Source organism: Pseudoxanthomonas spadix (genome assembly GCF_003703395.1).
Taxonomy (GTDB): domain Bacteria; phylum Pseudomonadota; class Gammaproteobacteria; order Xanthomonadales; family Xanthomonadaceae; genus Pseudoxanthomonas_A; species Pseudoxanthomonas_A spadix.
In genome coordinates this window covers 15,901-35,975 of sequence record NZ_RDQN01000014.1, presented here as the reverse complement: position 1 = coordinate 35,975, position 20,075 = coordinate 15,901, and the positions used below count along the sequence as shown (strand labels likewise).

The 20,075-nt window shown below is 70.4% G+C and carries 19 protein-coding genes; 11 read left to right on the top strand and 8 right to left on the bottom strand.

Going from position 1 to position 20,075, the window contains the following annotated elements; translation table 11 throughout:
- Positions 1-144: 144 nt before the first annotated feature.
- Positions 145-1,644 carry an MliC family protein gene (locus tag D9R12_RS14705; protein WP_147475109.1) on the bottom strand — a complete coding sequence of 500 codons (1,500 nt, stop codon included), beginning with the start codon at positions 1,642-1,644 and terminating at the stop codon, positions 145-147.
- A 61-nt stretch (positions 1,645-1,705) separates the two neighbouring features.
- Positions 1,706-2,389, bottom strand: a complete 684-nt coding sequence (locus D9R12_RS14700) for a YceH family protein (protein WP_122231539.1) — start codon at positions 2,387-2,389, stop codon at positions 1,706-1,708.
- A 179-nt stretch (positions 2,390-2,568) separates the two neighbouring features.
- Between D9R12_RS14700 and D9R12_RS14695 the strand changes: the two genes are divergently transcribed.
- From D9R12_RS14695 to plsB, 4 genes are all read left to right on the top strand, one after another.
- The gene (locus D9R12_RS14695; protein ID WP_043290246.1) at positions 2,569-3,477 is read left to right on the top strand and encodes a 5'-nucleotidase, lipoprotein e(P4) family; all 909 of its coding nucleotides are present in this window, start codon (positions 2,569-2,571) and stop codon (positions 3,475-3,477) included.
- Positions 3,474-4,196 (top strand): orotidine-5'-phosphate decarboxylase, encoded by a 723-nt coding sequence (gene pyrF, locus D9R12_RS14690; RefSeq protein WP_122231537.1) that lies wholly within the window; start codon positions 3,474-3,476, stop codon positions 4,194-4,196. The genes D9R12_RS14695 and pyrF overlap by 4 nt, the downstream gene beginning before the upstream one ends.
- Before the next feature lie 181 nt (positions 4,197-4,377).
- Positions 4,378-5,316: a hypothetical protein gene (locus tag D9R12_RS14685; protein ID WP_122231535.1), complete on the top strand. Its 939-nt coding sequence runs from the start codon at positions 4,378-4,380 to the stop codon at positions 5,314-5,316.
- Positions 5,317-5,344: 28 nt separating this feature from the next.
- Complete coding sequence (gene plsB, locus D9R12_RS14680; RefSeq protein WP_122231533.1) at positions 5,345-8,035, top strand: glycerol-3-phosphate 1-O-acyltransferase PlsB; 2,691 nt, start codon at positions 5,345-5,347, stop codon at positions 8,033-8,035.
- Between the two features lie 54 nt (positions 8,036-8,089).
- Here plsB and D9R12_RS14675 read toward each other — a convergent pair whose 3' ends face one another.
- Positions 8,090-8,758: a GNAT family N-acetyltransferase gene (locus tag D9R12_RS14675; protein WP_122231531.1), complete on the bottom strand. Its 669-nt coding sequence runs from the start codon at positions 8,756-8,758 to the stop codon at positions 8,090-8,092.
- A 198-nt stretch (positions 8,759-8,956) separates the two neighbouring features.
- Complete coding sequence (locus D9R12_RS14670; RefSeq protein WP_043290249.1) at positions 8,957-9,163, bottom strand: YdcH family protein; 207 nt, start codon at positions 9,161-9,163, stop codon at positions 8,957-8,959.
- Between the two features lie 142 nt (positions 9,164-9,305).
- Between D9R12_RS14670 and ttcA the strand changes: the two genes are divergently transcribed.
- The 3 genes from ttcA to D9R12_RS14655 all read left to right on the top strand — a co-directional run bounded on the left by ttcA (position 9,306) and on the right by D9R12_RS14655 (position 12,194).
- Entirely contained in the window at positions 9,306-10,184 is an 879-nt protein-coding gene (ttcA, locus tag D9R12_RS14665; protein WP_122231529.1) for a tRNA 2-thiocytidine(32) synthetase TtcA, read from the top strand.
- A gap of 248 nt (positions 10,185-10,432) precedes the next feature.
- Positions 10,433-11,335 carry a recombination-associated protein RdgC gene (locus D9R12_RS14660; protein WP_122231526.1) on the top strand — a complete coding sequence of 301 codons (903 nt, stop codon included), beginning with the start codon at positions 10,433-10,435 and terminating at the stop codon, positions 11,333-11,335.
- A gap of 76 nt (positions 11,336-11,411) precedes the next feature.
- The gene (locus D9R12_RS14655; protein ID WP_122231543.1) at positions 11,412-12,194 is read left to right on the top strand and encodes a M48 family metallopeptidase; all 783 of its coding nucleotides are present in this window, start codon (positions 11,412-11,414) and stop codon (positions 12,192-12,194) included.
- Positions 12,195-12,221: 27 nt separating this feature from the next.
- On the opposite strand, the gene D9R12_RS14650 is transcribed toward D9R12_RS14655, so the two are convergent.
- A complete protein-coding gene (locus D9R12_RS14650; protein ID WP_014159122.1) occupies positions 12,222-13,076 on the bottom strand; it encodes an alpha/beta fold hydrolase in 855 nt (284 codons plus the stop codon).
- Positions 13,073-14,095, bottom strand: a complete 1,023-nt coding sequence (hemH, locus tag D9R12_RS14645; protein WP_014159123.1) for a ferrochelatase — start codon at positions 14,093-14,095, stop codon at positions 13,073-13,075. Before hemH ends, D9R12_RS14650 begins: the two co-directional genes overlap by 4 nt.
- Positions 14,096-14,255: 160 nt before the next feature.
- On the opposite strand from hemH, the gene D9R12_RS14640 reads away from it, so the two are divergent.
- The 4 genes from D9R12_RS14640 to tatC all read left to right on the top strand — a co-directional run bounded on the left by D9R12_RS14640 (position 14,256) and on the right by tatC (position 16,675).
- Positions 14,256-15,155, top strand: coding sequence for a lipid-binding SYLF domain-containing protein (locus D9R12_RS14640; protein ID WP_122231524.1), 900 nt, complete (start codon positions 14,256-14,258; stop codon positions 15,153-15,155).
- 95 nt (positions 15,156-15,250) lie between these two features.
- A complete protein-coding gene (gene tatA / locus D9R12_RS14635) occupies positions 15,251-15,484 on the top strand; it encodes a Sec-independent protein translocase subunit TatA (RefSeq protein ID WP_014159125.1) in 234 nt (77 codons plus the stop codon).
- Positions 15,485-15,540: 56 nt separating this feature from the next.
- Entirely contained in the window at positions 15,541-15,939 is a 399-nt protein-coding gene (gene tatB, locus D9R12_RS14630; protein WP_122231522.1) for a Sec-independent protein translocase protein TatB, read from the top strand.
- Positions 15,920-16,675 (top strand): twin-arginine translocase subunit TatC, encoded by a 756-nt coding sequence (gene tatC / locus D9R12_RS14625; protein ID WP_122231520.1) that lies wholly within the window; start codon positions 15,920-15,922, stop codon positions 16,673-16,675. Before tatB ends, tatC begins: the two co-directional genes overlap by 20 nt.
- 162 nt (positions 16,676-16,837) lie before the next feature.
- On the opposite strand, the gene D9R12_RS14620 is transcribed toward tatC, so the two are convergent.
- Together D9R12_RS14620 and D9R12_RS14615 are read right to left on the bottom strand one after the other, a co-directional pair.
- Positions 16,838-17,926 (bottom strand): BPSS1780 family membrane protein, encoded by a 1,089-nt coding sequence (locus D9R12_RS14620; RefSeq protein ID WP_147475108.1) that lies wholly within the window; start codon positions 17,924-17,926, stop codon positions 16,838-16,840.
- 326 nt (positions 17,927-18,252) lie between these two features.
- The gene (locus D9R12_RS14615; protein WP_122231516.1) at positions 18,253-20,058 is read right to left on the bottom strand and encodes a GspE/PulE family protein; all 1,806 of its coding nucleotides are present in this window, start codon (positions 20,056-20,058) and stop codon (positions 18,253-18,255) included.
- Positions 20,059-20,075: the final 17 nt, after the last annotated feature.

Genomic DNA, 20,075 nt, shown 5'->3' with positions numbered 1-20,075 from the left:
ACTGATCGCCGCCATTGACGAGTACCTCGCGCATCACAACACCAAACCCAAGCCGTTCATCTGGACCAGAAGCGCCCGCGACATCCTGCAGAAGGTGATCCGCGCCAATCAGCGCTTAAGTTCCAAAAAGAATGGAACACTACACTAGGGTCTGGCCTCGGCAGGCGCCGGCGCGGTGCCGGTGGGTGCGTCGGTGCGCGCAGCTGCCGGTGACCCCTGCGCCTGCAGCACCACCGCCCGGACCAGCGCCTCTGTCGCCCGCGCGGCGGCCAGGTTCACCGGCGGCCTGACAGCGCTGGGCGCGCGCGCCGGGCCCGAGGACATCGGCGCCTGCGGCACGACCGGTGTGGCCCGCGCATCGATGGCCTGCGCCGCGGCCTCCCTGGCAGGCGCGTTCGTGACGGGCGGTGGCTTGGGTGCCTGCGGCTTCGGTGCCTGCGACAGGTCCTGTCTGACCAGGGCATCGGGCGCCCGTGCCGCGGCGCCTCTGGCAGGTGCGCCGGCAGCGGCGGGCGGTCGCATCGGTGCAGGCGGCCTTGGTGCCGGCGAGAGGGTTTGCCGGACCAGCGCATCGGTGGCCTGCGCCGCGGCGTCCCTGGCGGGCGCGCCCGGGGCGACCGGCGAGCGCACCGCTGCACGCGCCGCTGGCGCTGGCGAGGCGAGCGGCCCGGTGGGCGCATCGGTCACGGGTGCGGAGGCGGTCACCGGCGCTTGGACAGAGGCGGGCCAGGGTGCAGACGTCGGCGCCGTCGGCGCGCCCTGCCTGACCGGCGCCTGCACCACCGGCGCGGCGGTCGCGACTTCTGCCGCGTTGGCAGAGCCTGACGATGGCGGAGCGTTCGGGACCGGTGATGCCGACGTGGATGCCGACGTGGTCCGGCTCACCTGTTCGACCAGCGCATCGGCGGCCTGCGCGGCGACCCTCGTTGGCGCTTCTTCCGCGGGGCGCCAGGTCGGCGACCTGCAGGCCAGCGCGCGGCCGTAGAAGTCGGCCGTCACCTGTCCCTTGCGCACGAAGAAATCCACGCCGGTGCGGCCGTATTTGAGTCCGGAATGGGTGGGCTCGGCGAACACGATGGCCTGCTGGTCGCCGAAGCCGAGCACCGCGAAGGCCGGCTTCAGCTGGCTGTAGAAGGCCGCGGTGAGCGGGGTGGCCGTGCCCTTGCAGGCGAAATCCAGCCGGGTGCGCGCCACCGTCGCCGGATCCTGCAGGGCCAGCTCGACCAGGCGCGTGCGGCTGGTCTCGGCCGCGCAGGCGCGCGGGTCGGGCGCCTTCAGGCAAACCTTGCGATTGTCCTGCCACTGCCGTTCGGCCCTGGACAGGCCCGCGCGGTCCACGCCACGGCGCAGGCGCGCGGCCAGGTAGGCTTGGTGCGCCTGGCGGTCGAGCAGCGCCAGTTCAGGCTCGTCGCAGATCAGCTTCTGCAGGTCGGTCAGGGGCGCGTCCAGCGGCAGCTGGGGCTCGCCTTCGACCACCGGCCTGGGGCATTGGAACGAGGGCTTGATCGTGATCGGCGGGGCCGGCCCGTCCGGGGTGGTGTCCAGGGCCGAGCGCACGGCCGCCGGGGCACGCGGTGGTGGCGGGCGATCGCAGCCGGCCACCGCGGCCAGCAGCAACAGCGTGGCGGGCAAGGTCATCCGCATGGGTGGGGATCCGCGTCGGCGCCTGCAGGCTTCATCAGCGTTTACGCCGAAGGCACCGGGCTCAGGACAGCTGCGGGGCCGCCGGCGGCGCGGCACCGCCATCTTCCAGGCGCGACAGGCGGGCTTCCAGTTCGGCCACGCGCGCTTCCAGATCGGCCAGGCGGTGGTCCAGTTCGCTGCTGCCGCTCGTGGCGGGGGATGAAGAAGCGCCGGTGCGTGCGCTGATCGCTGCCACATCCACCGGGCCACACAGCAGGTGCATCCAGCGGTCCTCGCGCTGGCCGGGGCCGCGCGGGATCTGGACCACCAGCGCCGGGTTGCGCTGGGCCAGGCGTTCCAGGTGATGGCGGGCATCATCGGCATCGCTGAACCTGGCCAGCCGTTCGGCCCGGCTGAGCAGTTCGTTGACCGTCTGTGCGCCGCGCAGCAGCAGCAGGCCCAGCAGCGCGACCTGCTGGTCGGGCAGGCTGAAGGCCTTGCCCGCCAGGTGCTCGTAGCGATCGGCGCGCGAGGAGAACTGCTGGCGCGCCAGGCCCAGCTGTTCCAGCGCGCGCAGGCCGTGCTGCACGGCGCCGGCCTGCAGGTTCATGAGCGGGTCGCGCGCGGTCTTCTGGTTGGCGGCGGTGACCGCGGCATTGACCGTCAGCGGATAGACATCCGGCGTGGTGGCCTGCTTTTCGATCAGGCAGCCCAGCAGGCGCGCCTGGGTGGCGTCGAGCACGGGCAGGGCGGGGGCGTCGCTCATGAAGTCGATCCGGTACGGCGGGTGGACAGGATAGCCGCGGCTCGCCGCTGGTGCGGCATGGCCAGGAGCGGTCGCGTCATCGGCGGCATCGTCGATGCCGCACCCATGGTCGATTGAAGTCCGCCAATGACGCCCAGCCGCTAAACTGCCGCTTCCCTTCGCGTCGATTGCCTGCTTCCGTGACCCCACTTCGTGCGTTGCTCCTGAGCGTGTGCACCTTGCTGGCCCTGTCTGCCTGCAAGAGCATTGAACCGGCCACGACCGCCGGAATGCCGGCCACTTCCACCCCGGCGGCCACGCCCGCCGTCGGCGTGGTCGCCGACGACAACCTCAACGCAGTGCTGTGGGTGCAGCGCGCGGCCGAGTACAAGGCGCTGTCCGAGCAGACCTATCGCGCCGCGGCCGGCCGGCTGGATGCCGCGCTCAAGGCCAGCAGCTGGGATGCGCTGGTACCCGAGGAGCGCGGCAACGCCGCCACCGGGCTCAAGCCGGCCGTGATCCTGGACGTGGACGAAACGGTGCTGGACAACTCCCCCTACCAGGCGCGCCTGATCGCCGACCACGCCCAGTACGACCAAGTCAGCTGGGATCAGTGGGTCGCCGAGAAGAAGGCCAGGGCCGTGCCCGGCGTGGTCGCTTTTGCCAGGGCCGCCGACGCCAGGGGGGTGACCCTGCTGTACATCTCCAACCGCGCCGTGCACCTCAAGGACGCCACCATCGCCAACCTCAGGGCCGTCGGCCTGCCGGTGGCCGATGACAGCGTGTTCCTGGGCCTGGGCACCCAGGTGCCGGGCTGCGAGCAGAACGGTACCGAGAAGAACTGCCGCCGCAAGCTGGCCGGCCAGCAGTACCGCGTGCTGATGCAGTTCGGCGACCAGCTCGGCGACTTCGTCCAGGTCACCGCCAACACGCAAGCCGGCCGCCAGCAGCTGCTCGACCAGCACCACCACTGGTTCGGCGAGCGCTGGTGGATGCTGGCCGGCCCGACCTACGGCTCGTGGGAGCCGGCACTGTTCAACAACGACTGGGCGCAACCGGTCCAGGCCCGTCGCGCGGCCAAGCAGGCCGCGCTGGACCTGGCCCGATGAGCCCACGCGGGCCGCTGCGGCTGGGCGCGCACGAGCGCCTGATCGTGGCCCTGGACGAACCCACCGCCGCGCAGGCGCTGGCCTGGGTGGAGCGGCTGGGCGATGCGGTGTCCTTCTACAAGATCGGCATGGAGCTGCTGGCCTCGGGCGATTACTTCACCGTGCTCGACGCGCTGGCCCGGCGCGACAAGAAGGTCTTCGTCGACCTGAAATTCTTCGATATCCCGGCCACCGTGGCCGGGGTGATCGCCGGGCTCTCGCGCTGGCCGGTGACTTTTGCCACCCTCCACGGCTGGCACGGCCCGATGATGGAAGCGGCCGCCCATGCCCGCAGCGGCCAGCTGCGCCTGCTGGCGGTGACGGTGCTGACCTCGATGGACCGCGGCGACCTGCAGGCCCTGGGCATCGACGCCGATCCGCGCCAGGTGGTGGTCCAGCGCGCGCTGGCCGCCCAGGCCGCCGGAATCGACGGGGTGATCTGCTCGGGCCAGGAAGCCGCGCCGGTGCGCGCGGCGACCGGCGCGGGTTTCGAGATCGTCTGCCCGGGCATCCGCCCGGCCGGCAGCGCGGTCGGCGACCAGAAGCGGGTGATGGGGGTGGCCGAGGCCTTTGCCGCTGGCGCCGATGCCATCGTGGTCGGCCGGCCGATCCGCCAGGCGCCCGATCCGCGTGCGGCGGCCGAGGCCATGCAGGCGGAAATCGCAAGTCTTTTGAAATAACACAACGCCTCGTATCGCACACCAACGTATCGCCTCGTTTCCGTTCAGGCACCAGGCGGTGCGGGTCCGGCTTCGATCGGCCTGTTCCACCACCGCTGTCCTGCAGGCCGGTCGTCGCCGGGCCGGTTTTGTTGCCGAGCCCGGCCGGCTGCGGCCAAGATGGCGCCTCACAGGGGGACCCATGCATCTGGCCCAGCGCATCACCGCCGCCGTTTTCGCCTGCGCCCTGGTGGCGCTGGTCGCCTGTCATCCAGGCCAGGCCCCGCAGGTGGCCGCCACGCCCGATGGCCCGGCCGCCACCGTGCGCCAGCTGGCGCAACTGCTCCGGCACAACGACCTGTCCGGCTTCGCCCGCGCGGCGGTGCCGGCGCAGGACTACCGGACCTTTTCCGATGCCTGGCAGCAGGACCTGAGCCGCTGGCCGCTGAGCGAACTGCCGCTGCCGGACAAGCTGGTGCCGATGCTGGCGGCGCTGTCGGCCAACGATGCCGAACGCCAGCTCGGCCAGGACTACGACCGCCACCTGGCCGGACAGAGCGCCGACCTTCGCAATGCGGCGCAGACCCTGGGCCTGTTCGTCGGCCAGTACGTGCGCAACCAGGGCGACTTCAATCCCCGCCAGCGCGCCCATCTGGCCCAGGTCGTGCCGGTGCTGGCCACCTGGGCGCAGAGCGCCCCGCTGGCCGATGCGGCCCGCGCCCACACCGCCCTGCGCACGCTGGTGGCCGCCGCCCGCGCCACCCGGATCGACAGCGATGCCGACCTGAAGGCCGCCGGCATGGAGGCCTCGCTGCGGCAGCTGCAGCCGTTCCTGGCCGCCTTCACCGGCGTGCTGTCCGACTACGGCCTGTCGCTGGCCGACAGCCTGGACAAGCTGCAGACCGGCACGGTCACCGAAAAGGACGGCCTGGCCATGGTCGCGGTGACCTATCCGTTGGCCGGCAAGCCGATCCAGCTCACCGTCACCCTGCGCCGCCAGGCGGACCGCTGGTACGTGGCCGACTACATGGACCAGGCCGAAGACCTGCGCGAACTGCTCCGGCAAGCCCCGCAGCCGGCGCCCGATCCGGCCCCGCCGGCGCCCTCGCCGCCAACCGATGGCAAGGTCGCCGCGCAATGAGGACGGCCGTCAGCGGCCATTGGGCATAATGCCGACGATGCCCGAACAGAATCCCCTGCCCTTCCCGGACGGCCAAGGCCCCGACGGTTCGCGTCCGCCCGAAGGCGGGACGCCACCGCCGCCTGCGGCCGGAGCGGCGCCCGACCAGGCGACCCCGCCGCTGCCGATTCCGGTGTCCGCGCCGAACGGCCGGCCCGGCAAGACCCCGCTGTGGGCGCAGCTGATGCACAAGCTGATCGACCCGTGGGTCAACCTGGACATCGAGCCCGAGGCTCCCGGTGCGCTGATCGACAGCCGCCCGGTCTGCTACGTGCTGGAAGACTACGGCCTGTCCAACGCGCTGATCCTGGACCGCGCCTGCCAGCTGGCGGGCCTGCCCTCGCCGCTGCTGCCCCTGCCGGGCGACCCGATCCGGCGCAAGCGCGCCTACCTGGCGCTGTCGCGGCGCAACGCCAGCACCCTGATCCCCGAGGCCGGTGCTACCAAGACCCATTCGGACTCGCTGGCGCGCCTGCTCCAGGCCCATCGCCACAACCTGAGCCTGGACGTGCAGCTGGTGCCGGTGTCGATCTTCGTCGGCCGCGCGCCGGACAAGGCCAGCGGCTGGTTCGCGGTGCTGTTCTCGGAAAACTGGGCGCTGGTGGGCCGCTTCCGCCGGCTGCTGGCGATCCTGCTCAACGGCCGCAGCACGATCGTGCGGTTCTCACCGCCGGTCTCGATCCGCGATTCGATCGACGAAGCACTGCCGCCCGAGCGCACGGTGCGCAAGCTCTCGCGGGTGCTGCGCACCCACTTCCACCGCATCCGCGAATCGGTGATCGGCCCGGACCTGTCCACCCGGCGCCTGCTGGTGGACCAGGTGCTGGCCGCCGAGCCGGTCAAGGAGGCCATCGCCGACCAGGCCCGCCGCGACCACACCAGGCCCGAGGACGCCTGGAAGAAAGCCCACGCCATGGCCTGGGAAATCGCCGCGGACTATTCCAACCCGGTGGTGCGCTCGGCCAGCTTCCTGCTGAGCCATGTCTGGAACCGGATCTACGCCGGCGTGCTGATCCACCACCTGGACAGGTTCAAGGAAGCCGCGCCCGGGCACGAAGTGGTCTACGTGCCCAGCCACCGTAGCCACATGGACTACCTGCTGCTGTCCTACCTGCTGTACGAGCGCGGGATCGTGCCGCCGCACATCGCCGCCGGGATCAACCTCAACCTGCCGGTGATCGGCACGCTGCTGCGCAAGGGCGGGGCGTTCTTCATGCGCCGCTCCTTCCGCGGCAATCCGCTGTATTCGGCGGTGTTCACCGAGTACGTGGCCCAGCTGGTGTCCGGCGGCTATTCACTGGAGTACTTCATCGAAGGCGGGCGCTCGCGCACCGGCCGGCTGGTCCCGCCCAAGGGCGGCATGATCTCGATGACCGTGCGCGCCTACCTGCGCCAGCCGCGCAAGCCGGTGCTGTTCCAGCCGGTCTACATCGGCTACGAGAAGCTGATCGAGGGCAACAGCTACCTGGACGAACTCTCCGGCCGGCCCAAGCAGAAGGAATCGATCTGGGCCCTGCTGCGGAACATCCCCAGGATCCTGCGCCGCAACTACGGGCAGGTGGTGGTGAACTTCGGCGAGCCCATCGCCCTGAGCCAGGTCCTGGCCGAGCGCGCGCCGGAATGGGACGGCAAGCCGCTGAAGGAAGACGACAAGCCGGCCTGGCTGGGCGAGGTGGTGTCCTGCCTGGCCACCGACATCCACACCCGCATCAACGGCGCCGCCGACGTCAACCCGATCAACCTGCTGGCCCTGGCGCTGCTGTCCACGCCCAAGCACGCGATGGCCGAGGCCGACCTGATCGCCCAGATCGACCTGTCCAAGGCGCTGCTGGCGCAGCTGCCGTATTCGGACCGGGTCACCGTCACCCCGCACAGCCCCGAGCGGATCATCGCCCACGGCCTGGAGATCAACGTCCTGCGCCGCATCTCCCATCCGCTGGGCGATGTGCTGGACGTGGTCGACGAAGACACCGCGGTGCTGCTGAGCTACTACCGCAACAACGTGCTGCACCTGTTCACCGCCGCGGCCTGGATTGCCTGCTGCTTCCAGAACAACCGGCGCATGTCGCGCCAGCGCCTGGTCGGGCTGGGGATGCAGCTGTATCCGTTCCTGCAGGCCGAGCTGTTCCTGCCGTGGACGGCCGAACAGTTCGGCACGCGCATCGAACGCACCATCGAGGTGTTCATCGCCTCGCGCCTGCTCGAACAGAGCCTGCCCCCGGCCCGATCGGGGGTCGGCGAGGACGACGGCGGCATGCTGGCGCGCAACGCCGGCCAGACCGACGAGGTGTTCCGCCTGCGCGCGATCGGCCATTCGCTGCAGCAGGCCTTCGAGCGCTATTACATCGCCATCAGCGTGCTGGTAAAGAACGGCCCGGGCACGCTGGGCACGGCCGAGCTGGAAAGCCTGTGCCAGCAGGCCGCCCAGCGCCTGAGCCTGCTGTATGCGCCGGCGGCGCCGGAGTTCTTCGACAAGACCCTGTTCCGCGGCTTCATCCAGAAGCTGCGCGAGCTCGGGCTGGTGTGGCCGGACGAGCACAGCAAGCTGCGCTTCGATGCGCGCCTGGATGCCTGGGCGCGCGATGCCAAGGTGATCCTGGGCCGCGAACTGCGCCACACCATCGAACGGGTCAGCCCCGAGGCGGCGCGTCCGGAGCCGGTCCCCGACCCTTCCGAATGAGCGCCAGGAGACAGCCGCCACCAGCACGCCTTTCTGGCCCGCTGTCGGACGCTCTCAGCCCAGCATCGGGAAGGCCTGCACCAGCCAGGCATGGCCCGCCTGGCCCAACTCCGGCTGCTGGACCAGGTCCAGCAGCGGCGAGCCGCAGGCGCGAAAGCCGGTGGCGTATTCGCACACCAGCGCCATGCGCAGCACCGCGTTGCCGCCGGGCAGGATCGCCGGTGGCAGGTATTCGTGGAAGCCGTAGAAGGCAAACAGCGCCTGCAGCTCCGGCGCGCAGTTGATCAGGCCGAACCGCACGCCCGAGTCGCGCACCAGCCTGTAAGTCTCGCGCAGCATCGTGTCCATCACCGGGCGGATGCGGTAATCGGCCAGCACGTTCAGGCGCGAACCGACCACGATGGTCTCGGCCGGCCAGATGCCGGCAAAGCGCTCCAGGTGCAGCAGCGTGCCCAGGTCACGGCGCAGCGGTGGGGTGTCGGCGGCATGCAGGCGCAGCGCGGCCACGGCCTGGCCACCCTCGACCACCGCCACCGTGGTGGCGCTCATTTCCAGGGCGTCGTCCTCCACCCCGACCGGCTCGCCCTGTTCGTCGCGCAGACGCTGGCGCAGCGCGCGCAGTGCGGCACCGCCCTGGCCAGGGCCAAAACGGGCGGCTTGCAGCCCTGTGCCGGTGCTGGACGGGAACGGACTGACAGCAGCGCTGGAGACAGCGGAGTACATCGAAGACCGGTGCACCATGGCGCCCGGACAGCCCGGGTCGAATATGACTGCCCATGCAAGCATCGGGCCAACGGTGCGCCCGGGCCCAAGCCCGGGACCTGCAACGCTCATGCGCAGTCTCCAGTCGCCGGGCCGGACTGCCACGGTGACGCCAGGCGTCACAAGGCGTCAAACAGCGCCCGAACCCTGCACGCCGGCTCAGGCCGGCTCGTCCGGGATCAGCGCGCTTTCCAGCCGCGCGATGCAATCCTTGAGCCACAGCTTGCGCTTCTTCAGGCGCTTGACGGTCAGCTCGTCGGCCTGCAGATCGGCCACGCGCTGCTCGATCTCCGCATCCAGGTCGCGGTGCTCGCGGCGCAGGGCGGCAAGCCGGGAGACGACCTCGCTTGGATTGATGGGGTCCACGCTCCCCAGCATACCCGCGGCCGGCGTCGGCGGGGAGACCGAGGCCGGCGCGAAAGACGCTCCCGGCGCTGGCCGCGCTGCGAGCGCGCCGGGCAACTGCGGCGCTGGCCCGGGCAACGACCACGGCTAGACTAGCCAGCCCATGTCCGCCTCCCTGCCCCTGCAACTCATCGCCGATCCGGCCCGGTCCGGGTCCGCGCGCCAGCTTGCCGCGCTCGGCGCGCGCCTGCGCCGCCAGGTCGGCCAGGCGATCGCCGACTACGCGATGATCCAAGCCGGCGACAAGGTGATGGTCTGCCTGTCCGGCGGCAAGGACAGCTACACCCTGCTGGACATGCTGCTGCAGCTGCAAAAGAAGGCACCGGTGCACTTCGAACTGGTCGCGGTCAATCTGGACCAGAAGCAGCCCGGCTTTCCCGCACAGGTGCTGCCCGATTACCTGGCCGCGCGCGGCGTGCCGTATCAGATCATCGAGCAGGACACCTATTCGGTGGTCAGCCGGGTGGTGCCGCAGGGCAAGACCCTGTGCAGCCTGTGTTCGCGCCTGCGCCGCGGCGCGCTGTACGCGCATGCGACAAGGCACGGGTTCACCAAGATCGCCCTGGGCCATCACCGCGACGATCTGGTGGCGACCTTCTTCATGAACCTGTTCCACCACGCCAGGCTGGCGGCGATGGCGCCCAAGCTGCGCTCGGACGACGGCCGCCACGTGGTGATCCGGCCACTGGCCACCGTGCGCGAGGCCGACATCGCCCGCTACGCCGCTGCGCGCGGCTTCCCGATCATTCCCTGCACCCTGTGCGGCAGCCAGGAGAACCTGCAGCGCCGCCAGGTCGGGCAGATGCTGGCCCAGTGGGACCGCGACAGCCCCGGGCGCGTGGACCAGATCGCCCGCGCCCTGGCCGACGTGCGCCCGGCGCAGCTGGCCGATCCGCGCCTGTTCGACTTCGCCGCGCTCGGCGCGCCGGCCGCACCCGTGCCTGCGAACAGTCGCCCCGGCCACGATCCTGCCGCCGACTGAGCTGCGACAGACCCGTGCCGGCGACCCTCGACCAGGCCGGGGCGTGCGCCTGATCCTTGCCAGCCCTGCCCTGCAATCGGGCCTGGATCGAGGCGGTGCGGCCGTTCGGCCGGTCAGCGGACGATCCCGGACCGCTCCCGGTCGGCCCTGTCAAGGCTGTCCGGGGCGACGCCAGCGGCGATAATCCCGCTCCATCTTCCGCGCCGGACGCTGCCTGGATCGCGCCGCGCCTCCCACCTGGCCCCCGCATGTTCTTCCGCAACCTGACCCTGTTCCGTTTTCCCACCTCGCTGGATTTTTCCGACCTCGACGCACAGCTGGCGCAGGCCCCGCTCAAGCCGGTCGGCCCGCTGGAAATGAGCTCGCGCGGCTTCATCAATCCGTTCGGCCGCAGCGAGCAGGTCGCCAGCCACCGCGTCGAGGACGCGATCTGGGTCAGCGTCGGCGGCGAGGACAAGATCCTGCCCGGGGCGGTGGTCAACGACCTGCTGGCACGCAAGCTGGACGAAATCGAAGCCAAGGAAGGCCGTCGCCCCGGCGGCAAGACCCGCAAGCGGCTCAAGGACGACCTGCTGCACGAACTGCTGCCGCGCGCCTTCGTCAAGCCCTCGCGCATCGACGCGCTGCTGGACCTCAAGGCCGGCTTCATCGCCGTGGACGCCTCCTCGCGCAAGAGCGCCGAGAACGTGGTGTCCGAGCTGCGCGGGGTGATGGGCAGCTTCCCGGCCATGCCGGTCAATGCCGAAGTGGCGCCACGCGCGATCCTCACCGGCTGGATCGCCGGCGAGCCCCTGCCCGAGGGCCTGAGCCTGGGCGAGGAATGCGAGATGAAGGATCCCATCGACGGCGGCGCCATCGTCAAGTGCCAGCACCAGCAGCTGCGTTGCGAGGAGATCGACAAGCACCTGGAGGCGGGCAAGCAGGTCACCAAGCTGGCGTTGATCCTGGACGAGCACGTGTCCTTGGTCCTGGGCGAGGACCTGATCATCCGCAAGCTCAAGTTCCTCGAAGGGGCGGTGGATGCGCTGGAAAACGGCGGCAACGACGACCTGCGCGCCGAGCTGGACGCACGCTTCGCGCTGATGAGCGCCGAGGTGCGCCGGCTGTTCTTCGTCCTGGAAGGCGCGCTGAAGCTGAGCAAGGTCGAGTAGGCCGCGCCAGCGCACGCCGGCAGCGGCGCGTGGAAACCGTCAAACCCGCGCCATCTGCACCCGTACAATGCGCGGCATGTTGCTGCGCCGGCTCATCGCCAAACCGCCCCAGAGTGTCGAACGCGACACGGTCCTGGTGGCCGGCGCCGATGGGCTGGCGCCGATCCAGGTCCAGCGCGTGCGCGACCCGCGTGCACGCCGCATCCGCCTGAGCGTGGACGAACGCGGCGCGCGCCTGACCCTGCCGGTCCGCGCCAGCCTGAGCGCCGGCGAACGGTTCCTCGAACTGCATCGCCCCTGGCTGCTCGAGCAGCTCGCGCGCAGCGCCGTGCCGGCCTCGGTGCAGCCATTGCAGCCGGGCGTCACCACGACCCTGCCGTTGCGCGGACAGGAGCTGCCGTTGCACTGGCAGCCCGGACGCTACACGCGCCTGGAACTGGCCGGCGACGGGATTCACCTGCAGTGGCCACAGCGCGCCAGCGCGGCGATGCTGGCGCGCGCCCTGCGCGAGTTCTACGAGGCCCAGGGCCGGGCCGACATCGGTCGCTGGATGCCAGGCCACCTGGCCGGGCTGCCGCGCGTGCCGGGCCGGATCCGGTTCAAGGTGATGTCCTCGCAGTGGGGCTCGCTGAGCGCCGATGGCGCCATGGCGCTGGACCTGTCGCTGATCCTGGCCCGGCCGCGCGCGTTCGAGTACGTGCTGGTCCACGAGCTGTGCCACCTGGCCCAGGCCAACCACTCGGCCGCGTTCTGGCATGAAGTGCAATGCCGCTTCCCCGATTGGCGCGCCGAGCGCGCGTACTTCCACGACCAGGGCCGGGGGCTCAAGGCGCAGCTGCGCGCGCTGTTGCAGGGCTGAGCGTTGCCGGGCCGCACCGCGGCCGGCTCAATCCTCGCCCAGGAACCGGCCGATCACCGCGGCCACGGCCGGGGCCTGGTCCATGTGCAGGTGGTGGCGGCCGGGCAGCACGACGGTGCGGCCCTGGCGCAGGCGCGCGGCGCGCTGGCTGCGCAGGGGTTCAGGAAAGTACGGCTGGGCCGGCTCGGCCAGGATCACCAGCGCCGGGCACGCGATGGCCGCCACCAGCGCATCGACCTGGTCGTTGCTGGCCCGATACAGCGACGGCAGCGCCAGGCGCGGATCGGTGCTCCACACCCAGCCGCCGTCCACCGCGCGCACGCCGCGTTCGACCAGCAGCCGGGCGCTGGCTTCACTCAGGCCGTTGACCTGCATCCGCGCCCGCACCGGCACGGCCAGGCTGGGAAACACCCGCGGCCCGCGCCGCGGCACGGCGCGCGCGGCCGCGATCGCCGTGCGCATCCGGGTCGGCGCGTGGGCCGCATCCTCGCCCAGCCCGCCCAGCGCCTCGATGCACACCAGCCGGCGCACGCGCTGCGGGCAGGCCGCCGCGAGCATGCTGGAAATCCCCGCGCCCATCGAATGGCCCAGCAGCGCGAAGCGCTCCCAGCCCAGTGCGTCGGCCACATCCAGCACCGCGTTGATGGCCACGTGGGCCGAATACTCCGCGCCCGGTCCCAGGTGCGCGCTGCGGCCCTGACCGGGCAGATCCAGCGCCAGCACCTCCAGCGGCTGCGGCAGCAGGCCCAGCAGCGGGATCCAGCTGGCGGCGTTGTCCAGCCAGCCATGCACGGCGATGACCTTGGCACCGTCCGGATCGCCGCCGCGCAGCGCGTGCAGTTCGCCCAGCGCCGCGGGCAGGACGCACTCGCCCAGGATCATGCCTGCATCGGGCCGAACTGGCGTTCCAGCATGGCCACCAGCGCCCGCGCATGGGCGGGGCTGTCGTTGAGGCAGGGGATATAGCGCAGGGTGCCGCCGGCGTGGGCGAAGCCCTCGGCGAACTGCATGCCCACTTCCTCCAGGGTCTCCAGGCAATCCACTGCAAACCCCGGGCAGACCACGTCCACCAGGTGCAGGCCGCGCCCGGCCATGGCCTTGAGTTCGGCATCGGTGGCCGGTTGCAGCCAGCGCTCCTTGCCGAAGCGCGACTGGTAGGTCAGGGTCCAGGCATCGGCGGCCAGGCCCAGCGCCTGGGCGATCAACGCGGCGCTGCGCTGGCAGCGCTGCGGGTAGGGGTCGCCGTTGTTGGCCACCCGCTGCGGCAGGCCATGGAAGGAGAACAGCAGGTGCTGACCGGCGCCATTGGCCTGGCGCCACTGCGCGATCGAGTCAGCCACCGCGGCAATCCAGTCCGGATCATCCGAATAATCCTCCACCCAGGTCAGCTGCGGTGCGGTGGCGTTGGGAAACACCTCGCGCACCACGTCCTGCACCGAGGCGGTGGTGGTGGTCGAATACTGCGGATACAGCGGCAGCACGCGCAGCGGCGCGCCTTCGCCCTGGAGCCGATGCAGCAAGGTGCGCAGCGCCGGCTGGCCATAGCGCATCGCCGGCAGCACCCGCCAGCCGGGCAGCAAGGCATGCACCTGCGCGGCCAGGCCATGGGTATAGACCGACAGGGGCGAGCCGCCTTCCAGCCAGATCCTGGCGTACTTCTCGGCCGACCTGGGGCTGCGCAGCGGCAGGATCAGCCCGCGCAGCAGCGGCTTCCACAGCACTCCCGGGATGGACACCACCCGCGGATCGGTGAGGAATTCGTCCAGGTAATCGCGCACCGCCGGCGCGGTCGGTGCCTGCGGCGTGCCCAGGTTGACCAGGACCAGGGTGCCGGCAAAGGCCGGAGGAGCGTGCGGGTGAGGGGTGAGGGCGGGGGCGGCCGCTGGGTTGGGCTCGGACATGGCTGGCATGATGACAGATGGTCCGGCCGCCGCGCCTGCAACTCATGGCCGATTCACCCGGCCATCCATAGGCTCGCGCCGTTGCATTGCCGGCGTCAGCGGCGATGCCGGCGTGCCGCCATCGTTGCCACGCTTCATCCTTATCATCGGAGTCGACTGCATGTCCCTGTCCCGTTTGGCGCCGCGTCGCGGCCTGCTTCGCCTGGGCGTCCTGATGCTGGCCAGCCTGGCCACCCTGCAGGCCCTGGCCGGCACCGAGGAGGACGCGCGCGCCGGCAACGCCGTGCGCGTGCTGCGCGACATCCAGCGCATCCCGGAGGAATCCATTCCCGAGAAGCTGCTTGACGAAGGCAAGGCGATCATCGTCGTCCCCGATTCGCTCAAGGTCGGGCTGGTGTTCGGCGGGCGCAGCGGCCACGGCCTGATGTCGGTCAAGAATCCGGACGGCACCTGGTCGCAGCCGGTGTTCGTCAAGCTCACCGGCGGCAGCGTCGGCTTCCAGGCCGGCGTGCAGTCCTCGGACATCGTGCTGGTGTTCCGCAACGACCGCTCGCTCAACAACATCGTCAACGGCAAGGTCACCCTGGGTGCCGATGCCGGGGTGGCCGCCGGCCCGGTCGGGCGCAATGCCTCGGCCGCCACCGACGGCCAGCTCAAGGCCGAGATCTGGTCCTGGTCGCGCGCGCGCGGCCTGTTTGCCGGCGTCGCCCTGGACGGGGCGGTGCTGTCCATCGACCACGACGCCAACGCCGCTGTCTACGGACCCGGCGCCACCCCGCGCGCGATCTTCGAAGGCCGCGCCGGCCGCCCGACCGCGCAGGTGGTGTCCTTCCGCGATGAACTGGAGGAAGCCACCGCCAGCGCGCGTGCCAACCGCGGCACCGACGCCCGCCCGGTGGTCACCACCGGGCGACCGACGGCTCCGCCGAGCCCCTTGCCCGCTGCGCCTGCAACCGTGGAAACCGCGCCGCTCAACGGCCAGCCAGCCACCGGGCCGGCGCCGCAGCAGGGCTTCCAGCCGGTGGGCGAAGGTGAAGTGCGCACCGAACAACTGAACTGATCGGCCGCCACGGCCGATTCCTGGGCCGATCCGCGTCCGCACGGCCCGGGGCGGTGCGTTATCCTGAAAGTCCATTCTTCCCCGGCGAGTGCATCATGGGCGGTTTAAGCATCTGGCACTGGATCATCGTTCTGGCCATCGTCCTGCTGGTGTTCGGCACCAAGCGGTTGACCAGCGGCGCCAAGGACCTGGGCAGCGCGGTGAAGGAATTCAAGAAAGGCATGCGTGAGGAGGACAAGCCGGCCGCGCGCCTGTCCGAGGAAGCGCGTGGCGCCGATGAGGCGGCCGCCAAGGAACGCGAGCGCGAGCGCAGCGGCGACGCCCGCTGATCGCCAGGCGGGTCGTGTCACCCTCCCACGCGCCCGCCTGAGGGGCGCCTGCTGCCATGTTCGATGTCGGCTTTCCCGAACTGATCGTCATCGCCGTTGTCGCCCTGGTGGTGCTCGGCCCCGAGCGCCTGCCCAAGGCGGCGCGCTTTGCCGGGCTGTGGGTGCGCCGGGCGCGCAACCAGTGGGATTCGGTCAAGAGCGAGCTGGAACGCGAACTGGCCGCCGAGGAACTCAAGCGCAACCTGCACCAGGCCCAGGAAGCCCTGCGCCACACCGATCAGGCCATGCGCCGTAGTCGCGACCAGGCCGAGCGCGGTTTCAACGAGGTCCGCGACCAGGTGCATGGCACCGGCCAGGACACGGTCGCCGACGTGACGGCCGCCGCGGCGCCCGAGCCGGGCCACATGCCGCCGGCGACGCACCAGGATGTCGATGATGAACGCCCCAGTGCCTGACCAGGAGGCCGAAAGCAGCCTGATGGAGCACCTGATCGAGCTGCGCATGCGGCTGATCCGGGGCATGGCCGGGGTGGCGATCGTGCTGGTGGTGGCGGTGCCGTTCGCCAAGCGCATCTTCGAGCACCTGGCCATGCCGCTGCTGGCCGCGCTGCCGGTGGACCAGGCCCAGAAGATGATCGCGGCCGATCCGACCTCGGGCTTCTTCGCACCGATCAAGCTGGCCTTCTATCTGTCCCTGTTCGTGTCCTCGCCGTGGCTGATCTACCAGGCCTGGTGCTTCGTCGCCCCGGGCCTGTACAGGCACGAAAAGCGCCTGGCCGTGCCGCTGCTGGTGTCCTCGATCGCGCTGTTCTTTGTCGGCTGCGCGTTTGCCTATTTCGCGGTGCTGCCGGCGGTGTTCCATGCACTGACCCTGTTCACCCCCGATGTGGTGACCCTGGCGCCGGATCCGGCCAAATACCTGGATTTTGTGATCGTGATCTTCCTGGCGTTCGGCCTGAGCTTCGAGCTGCCGGTGGCGATGGTGATCGTGGTGGCCCTGGGCCTGGTCACTCCGCAGCAGCTCAGGCAGTCGCGCGGCTACGCGATCGTGGGCGTGTTCGTCGTGGCCGCGGTGATCACCCCGCCGGACGTGGTCTCCCAGCTGATGCTGGCCCTGCCGATGTGCCTGCTCTACGAACTGGGCATCCTGGCCAGCCGCTGGGCGCTGCCGCGCAAGCGCGCCCAGGCCTGAGCCCGGCGCGCTGTGCGTGGGAGCCGCTTCAGCGGCGAGGGGTCTTACCGGAAATGCTTCATCGCCGCTGAAGCGGCTCCCACGTGGAGCAGGTTGATCTGCGCGCTGCGCCGATCCGGATGACACAGCACCGTCCGCGCGGCTGCATTGGCCCTGCCGCGCTCAGGCGGCGAAGGTGTCCGGTGGGGAGGGCGGCGGGGGGATTGCCGAGGCTTGTTCGCTTGCCTGACCCAGCATCTGGCGCCAGGCGCTGCTCACGCAGCCGGCGATCAGTGGCAGCATTGCCCCCATCAGCAGCATGTTGATGAAAAACAGGCCTGCGAACTGCCCCAGCACCATGGAGACCGCCTGGCCCAGCAGCGAGACCACCAGGATCAGGGGAATGGCCACCACCAGGAGCAGCACGTAGAACAGGATCACTGCCGGCAGGTTCCGAAGCCCGGCCTTGAGGCTGTTGAGCATGGCCTGGGTACCGCGTCTCCCACCAAAAAGCACATCCGGCACGGACACAAAATTCACCAATGCAACCAGCACCATGCCCAGGATGAAGGCGCCGAAGCAGATGAACAGCTCGGCGACCGGGACGGTCTGGAGCAGTTCCGGGCTCGGCGTTTGACCGGCGGCAGCCTGGCTCTCGAGCTTGTTCATCGTGTCCTGCACACGTTGCAATTCCTCCGGGCCACCGACCAGGGCCCACACCAGGAAGAACATCACCGCGATCAGCGCCACCTGCGGAATCAAGGTCGCAATCAGGTCGGGAATTCGACCGCTGCGGAATCCGGAAAACAGGTCGCCGGCCCGGATCGGCTGCGCTGCCCTGACTTTCAGGACCGCACCCAGGACGCCTGCCCACAGGACCGGTCCAACCAGCATGAAAAAGGCCTGCAGCAGCGTCCCGAAAACGGGGACCTGCGAGAGCACCAGCATGAAGCCCATCAGCAATGCCCACAGCGCGCCCAGCGCACCGAGCTGCAGCGGTGCCTGGCGCAGGGTGGCCAGTCCGTCCAGCAGCCATTGCGCGCCGGCGCTGGCCGGTACCTTGTTGATTGTCGACATCGAGGGACATCCGGATAAAACAGCGGGGGAAAACAGCGCGGAGCGGCCGCGGCGCGGCCGGTTCAGCGGGCGCGTGCCTGGCGGGCGTGGCGCACGAATCGGCGCAATAGTGTGCGCGCCTGCGGGGCGGCCGTCACCTCGCGCTGGATCCGGACGCTCTTGTGTGCGTGGCCGCCTCCTGCGATGGCGGGTCAAGACCCGCCCTACAACCCGGCATTGCGCGATGGCGGGTCTGGACCCGCCGCTTTTGGCTCTTGCGTGCGTGGCCGCCTTCTGCGATGGCGGGTCAAGACCCGCCCTACAACCCGGCGTTGCGCGTAGGGCGGGTCTCGACCCGCCGCTTTTGGCTCTTGCGTGCGTGGCCGCCTTCTGCGATGGCGGGTCAAGACCCGCCCTACAACCCGGCGTTGCGCGCGTAGGGCGGGTCTCGACCCGCCGCTTTTGGCTCCGTGGCAATCACCCGCCGTGGCGCCTGAGCGAGCGCAGCGGCTGGCCGCTTTCGACGATCAGGAAAGGGGCATTCATTCCCGTGGCGGCAGGACCGAGACCACTTCCTCGATGGTCGTCAGACCGCGCGCCACCATGTCAAGGCCGGCATCGCGCAGGGTACGCATGCCCTGGATGCGCGCGGCGCGGGTGAAGGCGACCAGATCCATGTCGGCGCGGATCATGCTGCGCAGCTGCGGGGTCAGCGGCATCAGCTCGTACAGGCCGACCCGGCCCATGTAGCCGGTGCGGCGACATTCCAGGCAGCCAACCGCGCGTTGCGGGTGGGCATCCTCGGGCACGCTGCGGCCGGTCTCCAGCAGGATCTCCCAGGCATGCGCCGGCACCGCGGCGGGCACCTTGCAGTGCGGGCACAGGGTGCGCACCAGGCGCTGGGCCAGCACCCCGGTCAGGGTCGAGGCGACCAGGTAATGGGCCACGCCCAGGTCGAGCAGGCGGGTGATGGCCGAGGGCGCGTCGTTGGTGTGCAGCGTGGACAGCACCAGGTGGCCGGTCAGCGAAGCCTGGACCGCCATCTGCGCGGTCTCCAGGTCGCGGATCTCGCCGATCATGATGATGTCCGGGTCCTGGCGCAGCAGGGTGCGCACGCCGGAGGCGAAATCCAGGTCGATGTTGGTCTGCACCTGCATCTGGTTGAACTCGGGCGAGATCATTTCGATCGGGTCTTCGACGCTGCATACGTTCACGTCGGCCGTGGCCAGCTTGCGCAGGGTCGAATACAGCGTGGTGGTCTTGCCCGAGCCGGTCGGCCCGGTCACCAGCACGATCCCGTGCGGCTGCTCCACCAGCGCATTCCAGCCGGCGGCCTCGGTTGGGCTGAAGCCCAGTTCGGCGATCGGCTTGAACGCGGTGTCCGGGTCGAAGATGCGCATCACGCACTTCTCGCCGAAGGCGGTGGGCATGGTCGACAGGCGCATCTCCACCTCGCGCCCGCCCGGCGAACGGGTCTTGATCCGGCCGTCCTGCGGGCGCCGGCGCTCGGCCAGGTCCATCCGGCCCAGCACCTTGATCCGCGAGACCACCGCGGTCATCACCGGCGGCGGCAGTTCGAGCACCTTGTGCAGCACCCCGTCGATGCGGAAGCGGATCCGGCCCAGTTCGCGCCGCGGCTCCAGGTGGATGTCCGAGGCGCGCTGCTCGTAGGCGTACTGCAGCATCCAGTCCACGATCTGCACGACGTGGTGGTCATCGGCGCCGACCTCGCCACTGCTTCCCAGGTCCACCAGCTGCTCGAAGCTGGGCATGACCGAACCCTGCTCGCGCTCGCGCATGTCCTTGGCCCCGCGCACCGAGCGGGTCACGCCGAAGAACTCCATCGTGTAGCGATGCAGGTCCAGCGGATTGATCAGGACCAGCTCGATGTTGCGCCGGGTCAGGTGGGTCAGGTCCGGCTTCCAGGTGGTGTCCAGCGGCTCGCTGGTGGCGATCAGGACCCGGTCCGGCTCGACCGCGATCGGCAGGATCCGGTGCCGGCGCGCGTAGGCCTGGCTGACCACCGCGGTGACGCTGGCCACGTCCACCCGGGTCGGGTCCACGCGCAGGTAGCGCACGCCGATGCGCAGGGCCAGCCACTCGGTCAGCCGTTCCAGGCTCAGTTCACCGCCACGGGCATCGGCCAGCTTCAGGTTGGCCAGCAGCACCAGCGGATGGACCTCGCTGGCGCTGCGCGCGCCGGCGGCCGACATCTGGATGCGGCCGGTGTCGGCCTCGGCCACCAGGCCGTCGGCCAGCAGCGCGCGGGTGACCTGGGCAAAGTCCAGCCGGCCCAGCCCCAGCACCGTGGAATCGGGAGAAAAATCGGCCTTGCGCTGCTGCTCCATCGAAGATCCAGGCCCTG